The sequence below is a fragment of the Neisseria musculi genome (genome assembly GCF_014297595.2).
GTDB classification, from domain to species: Bacteria; Pseudomonadota; Gammaproteobacteria; order Burkholderiales; family Neisseriaceae; genus Neisseria; species Neisseria musculi.
Map to the genome: position 1 here is coordinate 13697 of NZ_CP060414.2, position 16466 is coordinate 30162.

Annotated in this window: 14 protein-coding genes; 7 read left to right on the forward strand and 7 right to left on the reverse strand. The window is 50.8% G+C overall.

Annotated elements, in window-relative coordinates; all coding sequences use genetic code 11:
- Positions 1–17 precede the first annotated feature (17 nt).
- The 3 genes from H7A79_RS00055 to H7A79_RS00065 form a co-directional block, all read right to left on the reverse strand.
- Positions 18–263 carry a Fis family transcriptional regulator gene (locus tag H7A79_RS00055; RefSeq protein WP_135035508.1) on the reverse strand — a complete coding sequence of 82 codons (246 nt, stop codon included), beginning with the start codon at positions 261–263 and terminating at the stop codon, positions 18–20.
- 195 nt (positions 264–458) lie between these two features.
- On the reverse strand, positions 459–1469 hold the full coding sequence (gene dusB, locus H7A79_RS00060) for a tRNA dihydrouridine synthase DusB (RefSeq protein WP_187000685.1): 1011 nt from the start codon (positions 1467–1469) through the stop codon (positions 459–461).
- A gap of 693 nt (positions 1470–2162) precedes the next feature.
- Positions 2163–3053, reverse strand: a complete 891-nt coding sequence (locus tag H7A79_RS00065; RefSeq protein WP_187000686.1) for a chorismate mutase — start codon at positions 3051–3053, stop codon at positions 2163–2165.
- A gap of 120 nt (positions 3054–3173) precedes the next feature.
- Between H7A79_RS00065 and H7A79_RS00070 the strand changes: the two genes are divergently transcribed.
- Positions 3174–5345: an AsmA family protein gene (locus tag H7A79_RS00070; RefSeq protein WP_187000687.1), complete on the forward strand. Its 2172-nt coding sequence runs from the start codon at positions 3174–3176 to the stop codon at positions 5343–5345.
- Positions 5346–5591: 246 nt separating this feature from the next.
- On the opposite strand, the gene H7A79_RS00075 is transcribed toward H7A79_RS00070, so the two are convergent.
- From H7A79_RS00075 to H7A79_RS00085, 3 genes are read right to left on the reverse strand one after another with little or no spacing between them, the layout of a single operon-like run.
- Positions 5592–6482 (reverse strand): ABC transporter permease subunit, encoded by an 891-nt coding sequence (locus tag H7A79_RS00075; RefSeq protein WP_135035497.1) that lies wholly within the window; start codon positions 6480–6482, stop codon positions 5592–5594.
- On the reverse strand, positions 6482–7456 hold the full coding sequence (locus tag H7A79_RS00080) for an ABC transporter permease subunit (RefSeq protein WP_187000688.1): 975 nt from the start codon (positions 7454–7456) through the stop codon (positions 6482–6484). Before H7A79_RS00080 ends, H7A79_RS00075 begins: the two co-directional genes overlap by 1 nt.
- Before the next feature lie 16 nt (positions 7457–7472).
- On the reverse strand, positions 7473–8597 hold the full coding sequence (locus H7A79_RS00085) for an ABC transporter ATP-binding protein (RefSeq protein ID WP_187000689.1): 1125 nt from the start codon (positions 8595–8597) through the stop codon (positions 7473–7475).
- A gap of 537 nt (positions 8598–9134) precedes the next feature.
- Between H7A79_RS00085 and rpmB the strand changes: the two genes are divergently transcribed.
- The 5 genes from rpmB to H7A79_RS00110 all read left to right on the forward strand — a co-directional run bounded on the left by rpmB (position 9135) and on the right by H7A79_RS00110 (position 13277).
- Positions 9135–9368 carry a 50S ribosomal protein L28 gene (gene rpmB / locus H7A79_RS00090; RefSeq protein ID WP_135035488.1) on the forward strand — a complete coding sequence of 78 codons (234 nt, stop codon included), beginning with the start codon at positions 9135–9137 and terminating at the stop codon, positions 9366–9368.
- A 25-nt stretch (positions 9369–9393) separates the two neighbouring features.
- Positions 9394–9549, forward strand: a complete 156-nt coding sequence (gene rpmG, locus H7A79_RS00095) for a 50S ribosomal protein L33 (protein WP_002212306.1) — start codon at positions 9394–9396, stop codon at positions 9547–9549.
- Between the two features lie 614 nt (positions 9550–10163).
- Positions 10164–12320 carry an ATP-binding protein gene (locus tag H7A79_RS00100; RefSeq protein WP_187000690.1) on the forward strand — a complete coding sequence of 719 codons (2157 nt, stop codon included), beginning with the start codon at positions 10164–10166 and terminating at the stop codon, positions 12318–12320.
- Between the two features lie 115 nt (positions 12321–12435).
- Positions 12436–12807 carry a response regulator gene (locus H7A79_RS00105; protein ID WP_187000691.1) on the forward strand — a complete coding sequence of 124 codons (372 nt, stop codon included), beginning with the start codon at positions 12436–12438 and terminating at the stop codon, positions 12805–12807.
- On the forward strand, positions 12804–13277 hold the full coding sequence (locus H7A79_RS00110) for a chemotaxis protein CheX (protein WP_135035480.1): 474 nt from the start codon (positions 12804–12806) through the stop codon (positions 13275–13277). The genes H7A79_RS00105 and H7A79_RS00110 overlap by 4 nt, the downstream gene beginning before the upstream one ends.
- Before the next feature lie 131 nt (positions 13278–13408).
- Here the strand turns inward: H7A79_RS00110 and ubiM are convergent, their stop codons facing one another.
- Complete coding sequence (ubiM, locus tag H7A79_RS00115) at positions 13409–14593, reverse strand: 5-demethoxyubiquinol-8 5-hydroxylase UbiM (RefSeq protein ID WP_187000692.1); 1185 nt, start codon at positions 14591–14593, stop codon at positions 13409–13411.
- A 314-nt stretch (positions 14594–14907) separates the two neighbouring features.
- Between ubiM and trhP the strand changes: the two genes are divergently transcribed.
- The gene (gene trhP / locus H7A79_RS00120) at positions 14908–16308 is read left to right on the forward strand and encodes a prephenate-dependent tRNA uridine(34) hydroxylase TrhP (protein ID WP_187000693.1); all 1401 of its coding nucleotides are present in this window, start codon (positions 14908–14910) and stop codon (positions 16306–16308) included.
- Positions 16309–16466: the final 158 nt, after the last annotated feature.

Consider the following 16466-nt stretch of genomic DNA (forward strand, 5'->3'; position numbering starts at 1 on the left):
ACGGCCTCTGTGTTGCATCATGAGTCCAGCAAGCCATGCTGCACCAGTTTCTTGCGCAGCGTATTGCGGTTCAGCCCCAGCATGGCTGCGGCTTTGCTCTGGTTGCCGCCGCATTCTGCCATCACACACCGCAACAGCGGCTTTTCAACCTGCTCCAGCACCATGCCGTACACCCCGCAGGCGGCCGCACCGTTAAGGTCGCGGAAATATTGCTGCAGGTTTTGTTCGATACAGTGGGCGATGTCGGGCGGGGTGTTTTTCATGGTTTCTCTTGACTTATTTTATATAGCGGATTCGTTCGGCATTTGATGCCGAACGGCAAATCTCAGCCGGCAGGGCAAGGCGCAATGCTGTAGCAACAGGGGGCAGATTCCGCCACAGCGGCAGTATGTTTTCAGACGGCCTTTGAGCCTTCAAGGCTTGAGCCTTCAAGGCCGTCTGAAAAGCGGTTTAACGATTTACGGTTCCACTTCACGATAGGCACAGGGCCAGCAGTCGGCCGCTTCGGGAGCCTTTTCCAAAAAGGCCGCCAGCGCATCATATTGCTCTGCCGCACTCTCTATGAGGTTGATTTCGCGCCGGGCGGTTTCGCCGCCTGGCAGCGCGGCAATATACCAGCCTATGTGTTTGCGGGCGGTGCGCACACCATCGCGCTCTCCGTAAAATTCGTGCATGTCGCCGATATGCCGCAACGCGGTTTCGCCGCACTGCGCCACGCTCAACGGTTCGGGCAGGCGGCCGTGTTCGGCGAAATAGCCGATATCGCGGAACAGCCACGGCTGCCCCTGCGCCCCTCGGCCTATCATAACGCCGTCTGCACCGGTTTGCGCCAGCACGGCCTGCGCTTTCTGCGGGCTGGTAATGTCGCCGTTCACCCACACGGGTATGTTCAAGCGGCTTTTGGTTTCGGCAATCAGTTCGTAGGCGGCCTCGCCCCGATACATCTGCGTGCGGGTGCGCCCGTGAATGGCAATGGCGGCTATGCCCGCTTCTTCTGCCATGCGCGCCACGGTTAAAATATTTTTGTGTTGGTCGTGCCATCCCAAACGGGTTTTCAGGGTAACGGGCACATCAACGGCTTTCACCACGGCATTTAATATTTCGCACACCAGCGGCTCGTTCTGCATCAGCGCGCTGCCGGCCAAAACATTGCAGACTTTTTTAGCCGGGCAGCCCATATTGATGTCGATCACCTGCGCGCCCTGTTCCACGTTGTAACGCGCGGCTTCGGCCATCTGCGCGGGGTTGTTGCCGGCAATCTGCACGGCCGCTATGCCGCTTTCGCCGGAGAAATCGCTGCGGCGCAGGGTTTTGCGGGTGAGGCGCAGGGCCGGGTCGCTGTTGAGCATTTCGCCCACCGCCCAACCTGCGCCGTATTCACGGCAGAGGCGGCGGAAAGGTTTGTCGGTGATGCCGGCCATCGGCGCCAACGCCACAGGGGAATTTATCTGATAAACGCCGATACGCATAAGCAGAAAGCAGGAGCGTGAAAATGGTGATTGTACATTTTTTAAGCAGTTTTTCCAATGGAAAATTACCGGCTGCAAACCGGCCTTCGTGCAGAAAAGTAATTGATTGGTATGACGATTCTATAACAACCGCTTTCAGACGGCCTATCGGCCTGCTGTTAATGAATCCGCCATCACTCTTTATCCGGCACATTTTCGGCCGTCTGAAAAAATATTCAGACGGCCGAAAATGTGCACGGAAAGGCGGGAAAGGCCAAAGCCGCACCTGCCGCCATGCCGGGAGGCTTTTGTTTTTTACCGGAAAAGATGGTTGCGTGATTCCCGCATATGCCCAAAAACTGAGGCGTTGCCGTGCTTTTCGGCATTCGCTGCGACCCTCAAAAACCTCAAAGCGGATTTTTTCAGACAAAAACAGAAAGTGCAAACAACGCCGAGAGATTCCGCATATCAGGCCGTCTGAAAGATATCGGTTTCAGACGGCCTTTTGTCATTAATTTTATGTTTAAAAACAAAATAGTTTGCTGTTTGAAGCCCCGCTGCCGGTTTCACCGCCGGGAAAAATCCGCCGTTCAAGCCGCTGCCGGCCACGCAAAGAGGCTTCATCGGTTAGCCGGTTTTTCAGACGGCGTATTCCCTGCTTCCCCGATTTTTGGAGAGCCCCCATATCTGCCGCTGCAATGTTTTCAGACGGCCTCAGGCCGGCAGGCTTTGCAGGCTGTTTACAATGCCGGCAGCGCCCGCGGCTTCGGCCAGTCTGTATAAAATCTGCTGCGGCATATCGCCGTGCCACAGGCGGGTGATGTTGGCAATCACGGGCAGGCAGCTGGCTTTACGCACACGCACAATGGCATCTACATCCAAACGGTAGGGATGCTCAGGCTCGAAACTGAGCGTGCCCGCTTCGCCGAGAATAATATGATGGTTGCCGCGCAGGGCAATGTGTTCGGCGGCCACCAGCCATTCATCGGCGCGGTGGTGTTTGTCTTTGCACAGCACCACGGGCGTGTTCAGACGGCCTACTTCGTCTTGCAGGGCACGGTTGTTCATCAATTCGCCGCCCAAATAAAGCACATCGGTTTCGGCTTCCAGCGCGGGAGCAAGCTGGCGCACATCGCGTATGCGCACCACAGCGGGCTTATCCGCTTCATGGCAGCATGCAACGGCCGCCTGCATGGTGCGGATTTGCTCTTTTCCGCTGCCTGCATTGCCGGCAGCATACGGGCGCGCAGGCAGGTAAAAAGGGTCGGCAAACAGCGCATCGGCGCTGCCCATACGCTGCGGGTCGGCAGTAATATCGAGCATTCTGCCGCCGCCGAAAGATGTGCCGCGCACGGCAATCACGCTGCTTTCGGGCTGCGTTTCGCGGCTGATGATGCGCCACTCGTTCAATACGCGGATGGCACGCTCCACGCCGGGCAGGCGTTCCAACTCGTTGGGGTGGAACACCCGCTCATCGCCCACCGCGCCGATAATGGTGCGTTCTTCGCCGCGCGAAATATGTTCCTGCAGGCCACGGCTGCGGATAAACGCCACCACTTTATCCACCGCTTCCGGCGCCGCCTGTTTCTGCATCACGATAATCATCGCAACCTCCTGATTTCATTTGGCCGCATAGTAGCAATAATCTGCCGCGCGTGCCAGCCGTGCGGCGTTTCAGACGGCCTCTGTGCTATACTGCGGCCGTCTGCTGGTTATTCTTTTATCATGATTCGTTTGCTCCAATCGGGAAAGTTCTGGCTGCGTTGCGCGGTGTACGGCACGCTGGCTGCCGCTGCCGCCGCGCTCGGTCTTTATTTTCTGCTGCACCATCTGCTTGACGGCCGCCGTATTCAGGCATGGGCCGATGAGGCCGTGCGCGGCACCGGCCGCACAGTACGCTTCGATGCCCATATCGGCCGAAGCTGGCTGCCGCGCCCCACCCTTACCCTGCGCGGTGTGGCCGTGAGCAAACCAAACAGCCGTGCCGATGCCGTGCATATCGGCGAAATGCGCATCGGGCTTTCGTGGCGCAGTTTATGGAACGGTATGGAAGTCGAGAAATGGGTGTTGCGCAATGCCGATGCCGAGTTGACCCGCCGTGCCGATGGCAACTGGAGCCTGCAAGACTTATGGCCGCCGCGCGGCAGCAGCCGGCCTATCAACCGTCTGATTGTGGAAAACAGCCGCATCAACCTGCACCTGCCCGAAGGCAGCTACCGCACCGAAGGTTTTAATGCCAACATCGGGCAATCGGGCGAACAAGGCCGCGCCTTCAAAATCAGCGGCCTCACCCGCCGCAACGGCGGCCTGCCCTCGGCATGGAAAGGCAGCGGAACGGCTGCGCCTTCAGACGGCGGCTGGCAGCTGCCCGCCCTGCATTTCGAAGCCGAACTGCCGTTTCGACAGGGCACCGTCCGGCTGGCCGCCGATGCCGATGCAGTATGGCAGCCGCAAAAACATACCCTGCAGGCCGAAAACATCAGCCTGCGCGCCGACAGCGACTACCGGCAATTCCACCTGAGTGGTCGCAGCCCGCTGATACTGTGGGAAAACAACCGGCTCAGTGCCGCTGAAATCAGCAGCGTTTTCACTGCAGGCAATGATGGCGGCCATTGGGACGGCTCTTTCACGCTTGCTCGCGTCAGCCTAAGCCCGCATGTCGCCGCGGTGGGTGAATTCAATCTCAACGGCAGCCACAAAAATGCCTTGCGGCAAACCACTTTCAGCCTTTCCGGTCCGCTTGCCTGGCAAAAAAACACCTTGCTCGAATCCGGCCGTCTCGTGTTGTCCTCTCATCAGGAAAACATTAAAGCTGCCCCGCACCCGCGCCTGATCAGCCGCATGGAAGGGCGTTTCGCTATGAGCGGCAACCATAATTGGCAGCTTGATCTCAAAGGCCTGTTCGACCACCAAAATGCCGCCCTCTCCGCCCGTTATGCTGCCGCAGCCGGTAAGGAACCCGCCAAGCTCACCGCCGAACTGGATGCAGGCAAAATTTCGCTCACTCCCTATTGGAACGATTTGCAGGCAAAAAGCAGCGCGTCTTTCTCTACCCTGCTCGGCCACCCGCTGATGCCGCGTGTCGAAGCTGCCGTCCGTGTCGGCGGCCTCACCTTGCCCGGGCTGCAAATTGATGATCTGCAAACCCTTATCCGTGCCGACAACCACCGCATCACCCTTACCAACTTCAGCGCCGGCTTATACGGCGGGCGCACCGAAGGCGGCATCAGCATTGCCAACACCAACCCGCCCGTTTACCATTTGCAGCAAAACGCCCAAGGCGTACACATACGCCCGTTGCTGCAAGACTTGCTCGGCTATCACGGCGTCAGCGGCAACGGCAATGCCGTTATCGACCTTACCGCCGAAGGCAGCGACCATGCAAGCCTCACCCGGACGCTCAAGGGCAGTCTGCAGCTGAATATTTCCAACGGCGCATGGCTGGGCATAGACATGGTCGGTTTTCTGAGCAAACTGCGCAACAATATCCCGTCTGACAACAAAATTAGCAGCGGGCAGATAATGCAGACACCGTTCCGCAGTTTCTTGCTCAACAGCGAAATCAGTGCGGGCATAGGCCGGCACGAATATGCCGAGCTGAAATCCGAAGCCTTTCATATCACCGGCAGCGGCCAAACCGATCTCAACACCCAGACGGTTTCGGAAAATGTGTTAATCCGCAACAGCGCCAATCCCGAAGCCAAACCCATACCCATCAAAATCAGCGGCCCGGTGTCCAACCCCTCGGTAACGCTCGACTACAACCGCCTGACTTCCGGCCTTGCCACGCCCGAAGAAAAACAACGCGCTCTTGCCGAAACCCTTCGCGAGCAATGGCAATGGCTCAATACGCTGCCGAAAACGTCAGCAGAGCCCATATCCGCAAACAAACGCTGAGCCATAAAAACCAGGCTGCTGTAACGCGGTCCAGATTTTTCAGACGGCCTTAAAGCCAATTTATCCATTATTGCTTTAGAATATCTTCTTGCATTCAAATACCGTGTCGGAACCGGTGCCGTGTTCTGAACGGCTTTGCAGATAGGGCGGTTTTGCTCTCGTTAAGATAACCGGCTGTCAATTAAAAAACCGAATCTCTGTTTTCAGAAGATTCGGTTTTTAATTTGCATTGACAGTAACGATAAATCAGCGGCCCACTTTCTCCAAAGCCAGTTTTTCCTGCCGATAGGCTTCGGCAGCTTCACGTTCACGTTTGGTGGTTTGGCGCATCATGTAGTAATTGATGAGAATCACCAATGTGCCTACGATGGCAATCATAATAGTTGCCAACACGTTCATCTGCGGGTCGAGGCCGAGCTTGATTTTCGAGAAAATCACCTGCGGCAATGTGGACGAGCCGGGACCGGAGAGAAACGAGGTAATCACCAAATCATCCAGCGACAAGGTGATGCCCAGCAGAAAACCCGAAGCGATGGCCGGTGCAATCAGCGGCAGGGTAATCACAAAGAAAATTTTCAGCGGACGCGCGCCCAAATCCATGGCAGCTTCTTCCAGCGACTGATCCAGCTCAATCAAACGAGAGCGGATAACCACGGTAATATAAGCCATACATAACGTGGTGTGTCCTAGAAAAATGGTGAAAAAGCCGCGGTCAAAATAAAGCCAGCCCAGAAGTTCGCTGCTTTGCAGAAACATCTGTACCTGAATAATCAGCAGCAACATCGATAAACCGGTGATCACATCGGGCATAACCATCGGAGCAGACACCATGCCGGCAAACAGAGTGCTGCCGCGGAAACGTTTGATGCGCGCCAATGCATAACCTGCCAATGTGCCGAGTGCAACAGCAGCCAGCGATGATACAACCGCAATCCGCAGCGACAGCCAGGCCGATTCAAGAATGGTGCTGTTATTCATCAACGCGCTGTACCATTTGGTTGAAAAACCGCCCCAAACAGTTACCAGCTTGGATTCGTTAAACGAATAAACCGCTAAAACCACCAATGGAATATACAGAAAAGCCAACCCCAAACCCAGCACCAATTTGAGAAACCAAGATAATCTGTTTGCCGACATTATTTGGCTCCTTCTTCAAGCTCGCGGTTTTCATAACGGTGGAACAACACAATCGGAATCACCAGCAGCATCACCATCACCACAGCAACGGCAGAAGCTAACGGCCAGTTGTTCTGATCGAAGAACGCCTGCCACAACACTTTACCAATCATCAGGTTTTCCGAGCCGCCAACCAGCTCGGGAATCACATATTCGCCCACCGCCGGCACGAATACCAGCATAGAGCCTGCGATGATGCCGGTTTTCGATAACGGCAGAGTAATCGAGAAAAAAGCTTTTACCGGCCCCGCCCCCAAATCAGAAGCAGCCTCCAGCAGCCTGCCGTCAAGTTTTACCAGTTGGGTGTAGAGCGGCAGAATCATAAACGGCAGATAAGCGTAAACCATCACCAGATTCAATGAAAATGAATTATAAAATAAGTTTAACGGCTCGCTGATAACGTTGTATTTCAACAAAAAGTTGTTGATAATGCCGTTATGGCCCAACAGCCCCATCCAAGCGTAAACACGCAGCAGGAACGAGGTCCAGAAAGGCAGCATAATCGCCAGCAGCAGGCCGTTCCGGTAAGCGGGGTTTGCTCGCGAAATGGCGTATGCAATCGGATAACCGAACGCAAGGCAGATCAAGGTTGTGGTCAGCGCGGTTTTAATCGACAGCCAATAAGTAAGCAGGTAAATATTGTTGCCGTTTCCTGCAAACGGGTTGAGCATCTGCCCCAAACTGCTCCAAAAGGTTTGGAAAATATCCGAATAGTTCTGATAGCTCAGGGCGATATTCATCCGCCCCATATCGGGGTCGGTGGTTATCAGCGGCGAATAAGGCGGAATGGCAATTTCCTGCTCGGCAAAGCTGATTTTCAGCACAATTGCAAACGGCACCAAAAACAGCACCAGCAGCCAAATATAAGGCACGGCAACCACCACCCGCTGTCCGGGGCGGCGCAGCAGCCTGCGTTTCAGTTTTTTCAGTTTCATCGCGTGTCCCTGCAACTTAGCTGAACAAAGGAGTAGGTTGGTTTTCAGGCCAGCTTACATAAACGGTTTCATCCCAGGTGGGCGGCGTAATGTTACGTACATACCAATAAGGTGCAGGCACTTGGCTCTTGATTACGCGGCCGCTCGCCAACTGTATGTGGTAGATGGTAAAGCTGCCCAAATAGGCGATTTCTTTGATAATGCCTTTTTCCCAGTTGAAACCGCCCGCTTCTGCCGGTTGTTCTTTATGCATATCGATGTCTTCGGGGCGGATACTGATCCACAAATTCTGCTCGGCGCGGCCACCCAAGCCATGATCGATACGTATTTTGTTTTCTAATTCGGAAGATTCGATAACGGCATAGTCGGCATGATCCTCCAAAACCACTCCGTCAAAAATATTGGTTTCCCCGATAAATTCGGCGGTAAAACGGCTGTTGGGAAAATCATACACATCACTGGGCGTTCCCACTTGTTGCAGCTTGCCTTCCGACATAATCGCCACACGGGTAGCCATGGTCATGGCTTCTTCCTGGTCGTGCGTTACCATAATGCAGGTTACGCCAACTGCTTCCAATGTGTTCACCAATTCAAGCTGGGTTTGTTGGCGCAGTTTTTTATCCAATGCGCCCAAAGGTTCATCGAGCAACAGAATTTTCGGACGTTTGGCCAAACTTCGAGCCAAGGCCACACGCTGCTGCTGGCCGCCTGAAAGCTGATGCGGCTTGCGCTTGGCAAATTTAGCCATCTGCACCAAACGCAGCATCTCTTCAACGCGGTCGATAATTTCGCCTTTGGGTACTTTATCCTGCTTTAAGCCGAAAGCAATATTCTGCTCTACCGTCATGTGCGGAAAAAGCGCATAGCTTTGAAACATCATATTAATCGGACGCTCATAGGGAGCCAGGCGGGTAATATCCTGCCCATCGAGAATAATTTTTCCTTGGTTCGGCGTTTCCATACCCGCCAACATGCGCAGCAGTGTGGATTTGCCGCTGCCCGAACTGCCCAGCAAAGCGAAAATTTCATGTTTTTCAATATTTAAGTCGACATGATCGACAGCATAATTGTCACCAAACTTTTTCACCAAACCTTGAATTTTCAAATAAGGCTGAGTGGAAGACGCAGTGGTTGCGTTCATAAGCAATACTCCAATCGACAACGGGTACCGGCAAAACGGGTTTCGCAAAGGGTGAGAATAAAGCTGTTTTGGCTGCCTGAGGGAAAACCTTTTATTTCAATTAATATCAACAATAAATTAATATCAAACGGTTTTCTTTTTAAAAGTGCACGGGCAGCATGGAAATTTCTAAGGGCTGTGGAAAACCTGTTAAGGTTACCGACAGCCCTGCCTGAATCCATAATTATATTAGCCTATGGCTGAATGGGGCAATATAAAATTAAGTTTTTGAACCATTGGAAAACTTTGATACAACCCATTAATGCGGACGGCTTCAGATAAAGATTTTTCCACAACCTACAGTCTAAGCACTTCATCCTGAATAACAAGGCCGTCTGAAAGCTTTTCAGACGGCCGATGCAGGTTAGGTTTGAAAACAACAGAATTAGCAGCCGGACAATAGAAAAACACCACCTTTCAAAAAAACAATCTTGAAATGAAAATGCTTTTTATGGTATAAACCGCGTTTTACTTTTTTTGGAAGTTTGGAGATTAACCATGGCACGAGTTTGCAAAGTGACCGGTAAACGGCCGATGTCTGGCAATAACGTATCACACGCCAACAACAAAACCAAACGTCGTTTTTTGCCCAACTTGCAATCACGCCGTTTTTGGGTAGAAAGTGAAAACCGCTGGGTTCGCCTGCGCGTGTCCAATGCTGCCTTGCGCACTATCGACAAGGTGGGCATTGATGTTGTTTTGGCGGAAATGCGCGCCCGCGGCGAAGTTTAATTAACGAAATTAAAGGAATACCGTAATGCGCGATAAAATCAAATTAGAATCATCAGCCGGTACCGGCCACTTCTACACTACAACCAAAAACAAGCGTACCATGCCGGGCAAACTGGAAATCAAGAAATTCGATCCTGTTGCCCGTAAACATGTGGTTTACAAAGAAACCAAATTGAAATAAACGGTTTGAAGCATGTATCTGCAAAGCCCTTGCTGACGATAAGCAAGGGCTTTTTGGTTATGGGAATGGCAGTGATTGCCGCTTGAGATGTGCAGCCTTATTGCTTGGCGATTGCATTATTGGAGAGCCGCGCTACTATATATAGGCACACATAATATAGATACAAATATTTTCGGTAAGTTGTTTCCTTTGAATCAGGGCGGGGAATTGCTGTAACGGGAATAAACAATTTCGCCGCATAAGACTTTACAAAGATTTTTGCTCGACAGCATGGCCGGCTGCATCAATTCAATCAACAACTCAATATAGAGTAATAATTTAATAATTGAAGTTATAGTAATTGATAAATTTAATAATTTAAATTATAATTTAATTAAAAATTATATTGTAAACAGTTAGTATATTTTTTGAATGAACTTTGAAGGATGCTATGAGTCTGACTGAATCAATAGTTTCGCTGAAATCGAAAAATTTATTTGTTATATTGTATCTTGATTAAATGGATTTTTAATAGAAGATGTTAAATTAAAACTGCTTTTGGTTTGAATAAGCGTATTTTGACGGGACGGTATGGTAGGGTTCTGTCTGTGTGGTCAAAATTGAGAAGGGATGCTATGAGTAATACTCAAACTGTTTCAGAGTTGGTGGATGAGTTCGGCTCTCCGGTGAGGCGGTATCGCGGTATCATTATTTCTATTGCGGTATTTCTAGCCATGGTGTCAGGATTGATGTATTACGGCTATATCCTTACCCAGCAAACCAATAAAAACCAAGTTCAAATCGATGCGGCCGGCACCCTGAGCGATACTCTTTATGATTTGTTAGTAACGATCCAATCATTGCGGCTGGCAAATTTGGAATATGCTGCGGCTCCGGATAATGCGGAATATGCCGCCAATCAGGTTGAAAATCAAAAATTATTAGAGAAGCGCCGCAGTGATGCGCAAAACTTGATTAACGTCATAGATAAAGGAGGGGCATATGATGTGGTTGAAGGCGTGGACAGTATTGACGGCCTGAGTCGGGGAACAATCCGGCAATCACTGAGCAAGGTTCAGAAAGTTTGGGAACAATATCAGCCCTTGCTCGACAGCACGATTAAACATCCGGTGGCTTCAGATTTCGATTCTGATTTTGCTAAAAAGGCAGCAGAGTTCGCAGCAGACAATCACAACACATTATATGAAAGTATTGATGAAATTATTGTTTATTTAAATGAAGATATTACAGAGGCTTCTGCTAAGCTGAAAATTGTCCAGATGGCCGGTATCGGCTTATCGCTGCTGTATTTCCTGTTTTTTGTGAACTTTTTTATCCGCCGTTTGGGTAAGGCAGACCGAGTGGCTGCCATTGCGCGCCGTGAAAACCGCGAAATTTTGCAAACGGTGGACAGCGGTTTGTTTTTGCTGGATAAAAATCTGAATATTGGGTCTCAATATTCGAATGAGTTGGAGCGTTTGTGGGGCAAGAAAGATTTTGCCGGACAGAATATGTTGAGCGTATTGTCTGGCATGGTGTCTAATCCGGAAGATTTGGAAACGGCCGGCAGTTTTGTGCGCCAACTTTATAACTCTAGAGCTAAAGAAAAGCTGATTGAAAGTTTGAATCCTTTGGCATGCAGTCCGATGAATGTTACCAATCAGTCGGGTATTAAAGAAATACGTTATCTTGATTTCAAATTCAACCGTGTTTACCAAGATGGGGAAATTGCGCGTGTGCTAGTTAGTGTAAGCGATGTAACCAATGCGGTATTGTTGGAAGATAAAATCGCCAAAGAACGTGAGCAGAATGATTTGCAGATGGAGATGCTGTCTTTCATTTTGAATGCAGATGCCCAACTTTTAGCCGATTTTATCGAGTCGGCCAAAAAGCGCAACAATAATATTAATGAAGTATTGAAGCAACCGGTGCAGGCACAGGTTGATTTCTTCAATAAATTGAGAGCTATTTTCCGTGAAGTGCACGGGTTGAAAGGTGATGCCAGCTCGCTGAGTCTGCATGGCTTTGTTTCAATCGCCGAATATTTGGAAGACAGTTTGAGGGATTTGCAAGGCAGAAAAACTTTGAATGGCGAAGATTTTCTAACGCTGGCCGTATCTTTAGAAGAGTTGTTCAATCTGACCCAAACTATTGAAGATCTCAATAACCGTATCAATAATCTGACTACAGATAACGGCAAGTCTTCCCGCCAGGCGGCCCAACGGGCCGTTAGTTCCGAACCGGTAAAAGGTCAGTTGTCGAAATATGTTGAAGAGCTTGCACAACGTAACCGTAAAAAAGTGGATTTCAGTTGCGAGGGTATGGACAATCAAGCCGTTAATCTGACGATAAGAAGCCAACTTAGGGAGCTGGCAGTGCAATTATTGCGTAATGCGGTGGTGCACGGTATTGAAATCCCTGAAGAGCGTATAAAGCAGCATAAACTTGATGCAGGCCATATACGCTTGACTTTGGAAGACGGCGGTGATTCCGTGCGGCTGACGGTTCAAGATGATGGTGCAGGTATTAATCCGGAGTTAATCCGCAGTAAACTTGTAGAAACAGGGGGCTATTCTTATGCCGATGCTGCGAAACTGGATAATCGTGTGCTGATCCAAAAAATATTTACCCCCGGTTTTTCTACTGCGGCAGACAATAATGAGGATGCAGGCCGCGGAGTGGGGATGGATATTATCAGTAACCGTGTTAAGCAGATGAAAGGCAGATTATCGCTGGCAACGCGCACAGGTGCCTATACACGGATTATTTTGACGGTTCCGAAGAAACCATGAGACAAGCCTAAAATAATATTTAATTATAGTGGCGAATATGCGGCTGTTTATGAATGAAGAAATGTTTATATTTGAGAACGAGTTCGGTTTTCTACACGCAATATAGGGAAAAATAATGCTGACAATAATGGTGGTAGATGATTCTAATATTATCCGTAACCGCATCACACGGGGATCGGAAAGTATGCGTTTTGAAGTGGTGGCGACAGCGGCAAACGGTAAAGATGCAGTGCAATTGTATGATATTTTGCGCCCGGATATTGTTACTATGGATTTGACTATGCCGGAAATGAATGGCTTGGAATGTATCCGTAACATCATCAGCTTGAATGAAAACGCCAATATTTTGGTTATTTCCGCACTGGCAGATAAGGCTACGGGGATTAAAGCGCTGGAATACGGTGCAAGGGGATTTCTTTATAAGCCCTTTACAGATGAAGCATTATTCGAAGCTTTAAACGAAATGGCAGAAGGATTACAAAAATGAGAGAAGACCAGCTTCAGGTATTTTTAGAAGGAGTTAAAAAATATTTTAACCAAGTATCTGGGGAAGAGATTTTTGTCGGTACGCCGTATTTGGTTGAAAATGTTATTCCTGCGGCGCAGCACTATTCTGGGGTGATTGCGATTTCCGGAAAAAACAAAGGGATTGTGTATTTTACCTCGCCTGAAAAAATGGCCAAACGGTTGCTTGAGTTGATGGGAGAGAAGGATACCTCCGAAGCTAATTTGATGGACTTGGTTGGAGAGGTTGCCAACACGATTGCCGGTAATGCGCGCAGCGAGTTCGGAGAGAAATTTGAAATTTCCGTACCTGTCGTGATAAAGGGAGCGCCGGACGAAATCATGCTGCCAAGAGAAGGGCGTTCGGTTGTGATTCCTTTAGAGTGGAAATTGTGCCAAGCTGCAATTGTTGTGGCATTGTATAAAGATAAAAGCAGAACCCCTTCAAATTAAAATCTCATAAGGGCAGGTATATACCCGCCCTTAATTTATAGTGGATTGAAGTTAAACCGATTAGTTCAATCCACCATATTCCCCGGCAATACGAAACAGCTTGACAAAGGCGGATTATTTACACAGGAGTCTTACCCCGTGAGTTGCCGTGTGATCAGTTTTTTCAACGGTGGCAGATTGTTGCTCACACGCAGCACTAAGCCGCGCAGCAGTTTGGCCGGCGCAGTCTCATCGGTAAATAGTTTCAGCAGCATATTGGTGCCATAATACAGCGGCCGGGCATGCAGGGCGTGTTTACTGTCATAGCGCGACAGCAGCGTTGGAGAAGCAATGCCCTGTCCTGATTGGGCTGCTTCTTTAATCAAGCCGGCGAGAATATCCGCGCTGGACAAACCCAAATTGAAGCCGTGGGCGGTTACGGGGTGCATCCCTACCGCAGCATCGCCGATCAGCGCACTACGGGTGCCGTAAAACCGTTCGGCCAACATACCTACCAGAGGATAAGTATGAATGGTGCTCGCCAGCTCCATATCGCCCAAGCGGCCGTTAAGCTGCTGTTTGACGCTTGCCGCCAACTCTTCGGGTGAAAGATTCTGAACAGATGCAACGCGGTCGCTGTCAACCGTGATCACGGTGCTGGTTAAATATTCCTCCAACGGCAGCAGGGCGATGGTGCGGCCATAGTGAAAGCATTCATAAGCCGTGTGCCGGTTAGAAACCGTATGCTTCATCCGGCATAAAAACATCGTGCGGCTGTAATCGTGCATATCGGATGCAATACCGAGTTGGCGGCGGGTTTGCGAGAAGCGGCTGTCGGCAGCGACCAGCAGCCCGGCTGTTAAAGTTTCACCGTTTTCCAAAACCACTTGGGCCTGCTCGGAATCGGTTTTAACCTCTTTCACACCCAGCCCGCAGATGAAAGATATATTTGCCGATTCTGCCACAGCTTCATACGCAGCCTTGCGGATATTGTGGTTGGAAACCAGATAGCCCAAACAGTCGGCAGGTTCGCCGCGCGCTTGGCTCGGCGCAGGGAAGTGCAGCTGGTAGTTTGACTGCCCGTTGAGCACTTTGGCATCGCGCAAAGGATAGATTTCATTTTCGGGAATACGCTGCCACATGCCCAAACGCTGCATGATTTCTTTGGAAAGATGCGTCAAAGCGATTTCACGACCATCGTAAGGCGGGTTTTGCAGAGTTTCCTGCGGGCTTTTTTCGATTAAGACAACGTTCAGGCCGCTGCCGGCCAAAGAAGCAGCGAAACTCAAGCCGGCGGGGCCCGCGCCGACAACGATAATGTCGCAGGTCAGAGTCATAACGGTTCCTTTGCTGTGGCAAGTATCAAACGGCGTAAGCATACCCGAAAAGCTATATCTGATGTGTGGTTTTTGCAGAGGCCTTAATATACGTCAAGGGAGTTTTTCAGACGGCCTAAGCAGGTTTGATAAAGCAATCGGGTTGAATGGGCTTTGCCAAAGCCATCGGCCGTCTGAAAGAATCAAACCAACTTCCAAACCATGCCCAAATTGACCGCCCAAGCTAAAAAGCGCATAATCCCACCTTTCTCCAAAATTGTTTTTCAGATGGCCTAACCGTTTGAAATATATTTATTTTCCAAACACAACACACCATGAAACCACCCGAACTGCTCCTTCCTGCCGGCGGCCTCGAGCGTATGCGCGCGGCTTTCGATTTCGGTGCCGATGCCGTGTATGCCGGCAGCCCGCGCTATTCGCTGCGCGCCCGCAACAACGAATTTGCCAAACTGCCCGTGCTCGAACAAGGCATCAGCGAAGCGCACGCACGCGGCAAAAAATTCTTCTTAACCGTCAATACCCTGCCGCACAATTCCAAACTGAAAACCTTTATGGCCGACATGGAGCCTCTCATCGCCATGCGGCCCGATGCGCTGATTATGGCCGACCCCGGCCTGATAATGCAGGTGCGCGAAAAATGGCCGCATATGCCCATTCATTTATCGGTGCAGGCCAACACCACCAATTATTGGGGCGTGCAGTTTTGGCAGAAAACCGGCGTGGAGCGCATCATTCTTTCGCGCGAACTGAGCTTGGAAGAAATCGCCGAAATCCGCCAAGAATGCCCGGATATCGAATTGGAAGTGTTTGTACACGGCGCATTGTGCATTGCCTATTCCGGCCGCTGCCTGCTGTCTGGCTATTTCAACCACCGCGACCCCAACCAGGGCACCTGCACCAACGCCTGCCGCTGGGATTACAAAGTACACGGCAGCGAAGAAGACGAAGTGGGCGATGCCAAGCTGTTGCAAGGGTTTGATTTCAACCGAGCGCAGGAGCAGGCCGATGCTGCGTTTGAGGGCATCAACGGCCAGCGGCGCCACCCCGCTGCCGACAAAGTGTTTTTAATCGAAGAAGCCAACCGCCCCGGCGGGTATATGCCGATTATGGAAGACGAACACGGCACCTATATCATGAATTCCAAAGACCTGCGCGCCATCGAGCAGGTGGCCGGTCTTGCCGAAATCGGCGTGGACAGCCTCAAAGTGGAAGGCCGCACCAAATCGGTCTACTACGTTGCCCGCGTTGCCCAGGCCTACCGCAAAGCGATTGACGATGCCGTGGCCGGCAAACCGTTCGATTACGGCCTGCTGGCAGAGCTCGAAGGCCTGGCCAACCGCGGCTACACCTCCGGCTTTTTAGAGCGCCACCAAACGCAGGATTATCAAAACTATCTGGCCGGCCATTCGCTCGCCAAGCAGAGCCGGTTTGTCGGGCAGGTGCTGGAAGTTGATGCCGAAGGCTGGGCCACGGTGGAAGTAAAAAACCGCTTCGCCGTGGGCGACATCTTGGAAATCATCCACCCCGCAGGTAATCAAACCGTGGTGTTGGAAGCCATCATGCGCAAAGGCGAAGCGGTAGATGCCGCCCCCGGCAACGGTATTCAAGTGAAAATCCCGCATATGCAGGGCAAAGAAAACGCGCTGATTGCACAAATTATCAACCCCTGCTCCCAAATGCCCCATCCGCCGCACAAGGTAACAGGGCAAACCTGAGTGCGGCGGTAACGCATATCGAGATCTTGCAAAATTCATTCAGGCCGTCTGAAAGATTGGGCTGTCGCCATTCCCGCGCCGGCGGGAATCCGTTCGTTTTTTATAAATAATTGAAATAAAATAATTAATATTTTTTAAGGCCTCATTTCCGTCTGCGC

Coding starts and splice junctions, on each gene's coding strand:
- H7A79_RS00055 (WP_135035508.1), bottom strand. CDS start 263: ATGAAAAACACCCCGCCCGACATCGCCCACTGTATCGAACAAAACCTG.
- dusB (WP_187000685.1), bottom strand. CDS start 1,469: ATGCGTATCGGCGTTTATCAGATAAATTCCCCTGTGGCGTTGGCGCCG.
- H7A79_RS00065 (WP_187000686.1), bottom strand. CDS start 3,053: ATGATTATCGTGATGCAGAAACAGGCGGCGCCGGAAGCGGTGGATAAA.
- H7A79_RS00070 (WP_187000687.1), top strand. CDS start 3,174: ATGATTCGTTTGCTCCAATCGGGAAAGTTCTGGCTGCGTTGCGCGGTG.
- H7A79_RS00075 (WP_135035497.1), bottom strand. CDS start 6,482: ATGTCGGCAAACAGATTATCTTGGTTTCTCAAATTGGTGCTGGGTTTG.
- H7A79_RS00080 (WP_187000688.1), bottom strand. CDS start 7,456: ATGAAACTGAAAAAACTGAAACGCAGGCTGCTGCGCCGCCCCGGACAG.
- H7A79_RS00085 (WP_187000689.1), bottom strand. CDS start 8,597: ATGAACGCAACCACTGCGTCTTCCACTCAGCCTTATTTGAAAATTCAA.
- rpmB (WP_135035488.1), top strand. CDS start 9,135: ATGGCACGAGTTTGCAAAGTGACCGGTAAACGGCCGATGTCTGGCAAT.
- rpmG (WP_002212306.1), top strand. CDS start 9,394: ATGCGCGATAAAATCAAATTAGAATCATCAGCCGGTACCGGCCACTTC.
- H7A79_RS00100 (WP_187000690.1), top strand. CDS start 10,164: ATGAGTAATACTCAAACTGTTTCAGAGTTGGTGGATGAGTTCGGCTCT.
- H7A79_RS00105 (WP_187000691.1), top strand. CDS start 12,436: ATGCTGACAATAATGGTGGTAGATGATTCTAATATTATCCGTAACCGC.
- H7A79_RS00110 (WP_135035480.1), top strand. CDS start 12,804: ATGAGAGAAGACCAGCTTCAGGTATTTTTAGAAGGAGTTAAAAAATAT.
- ubiM (WP_187000692.1), bottom strand. CDS start 14,593: ATGACTCTGACCTGCGACATTATCGTTGTCGGCGCGGGCCCCGCCGGC.
- trhP (WP_187000693.1), top strand. CDS start 14,908: ATGAAACCACCCGAACTGCTCCTTCCTGCCGGCGGCCTCGAGCGTATG.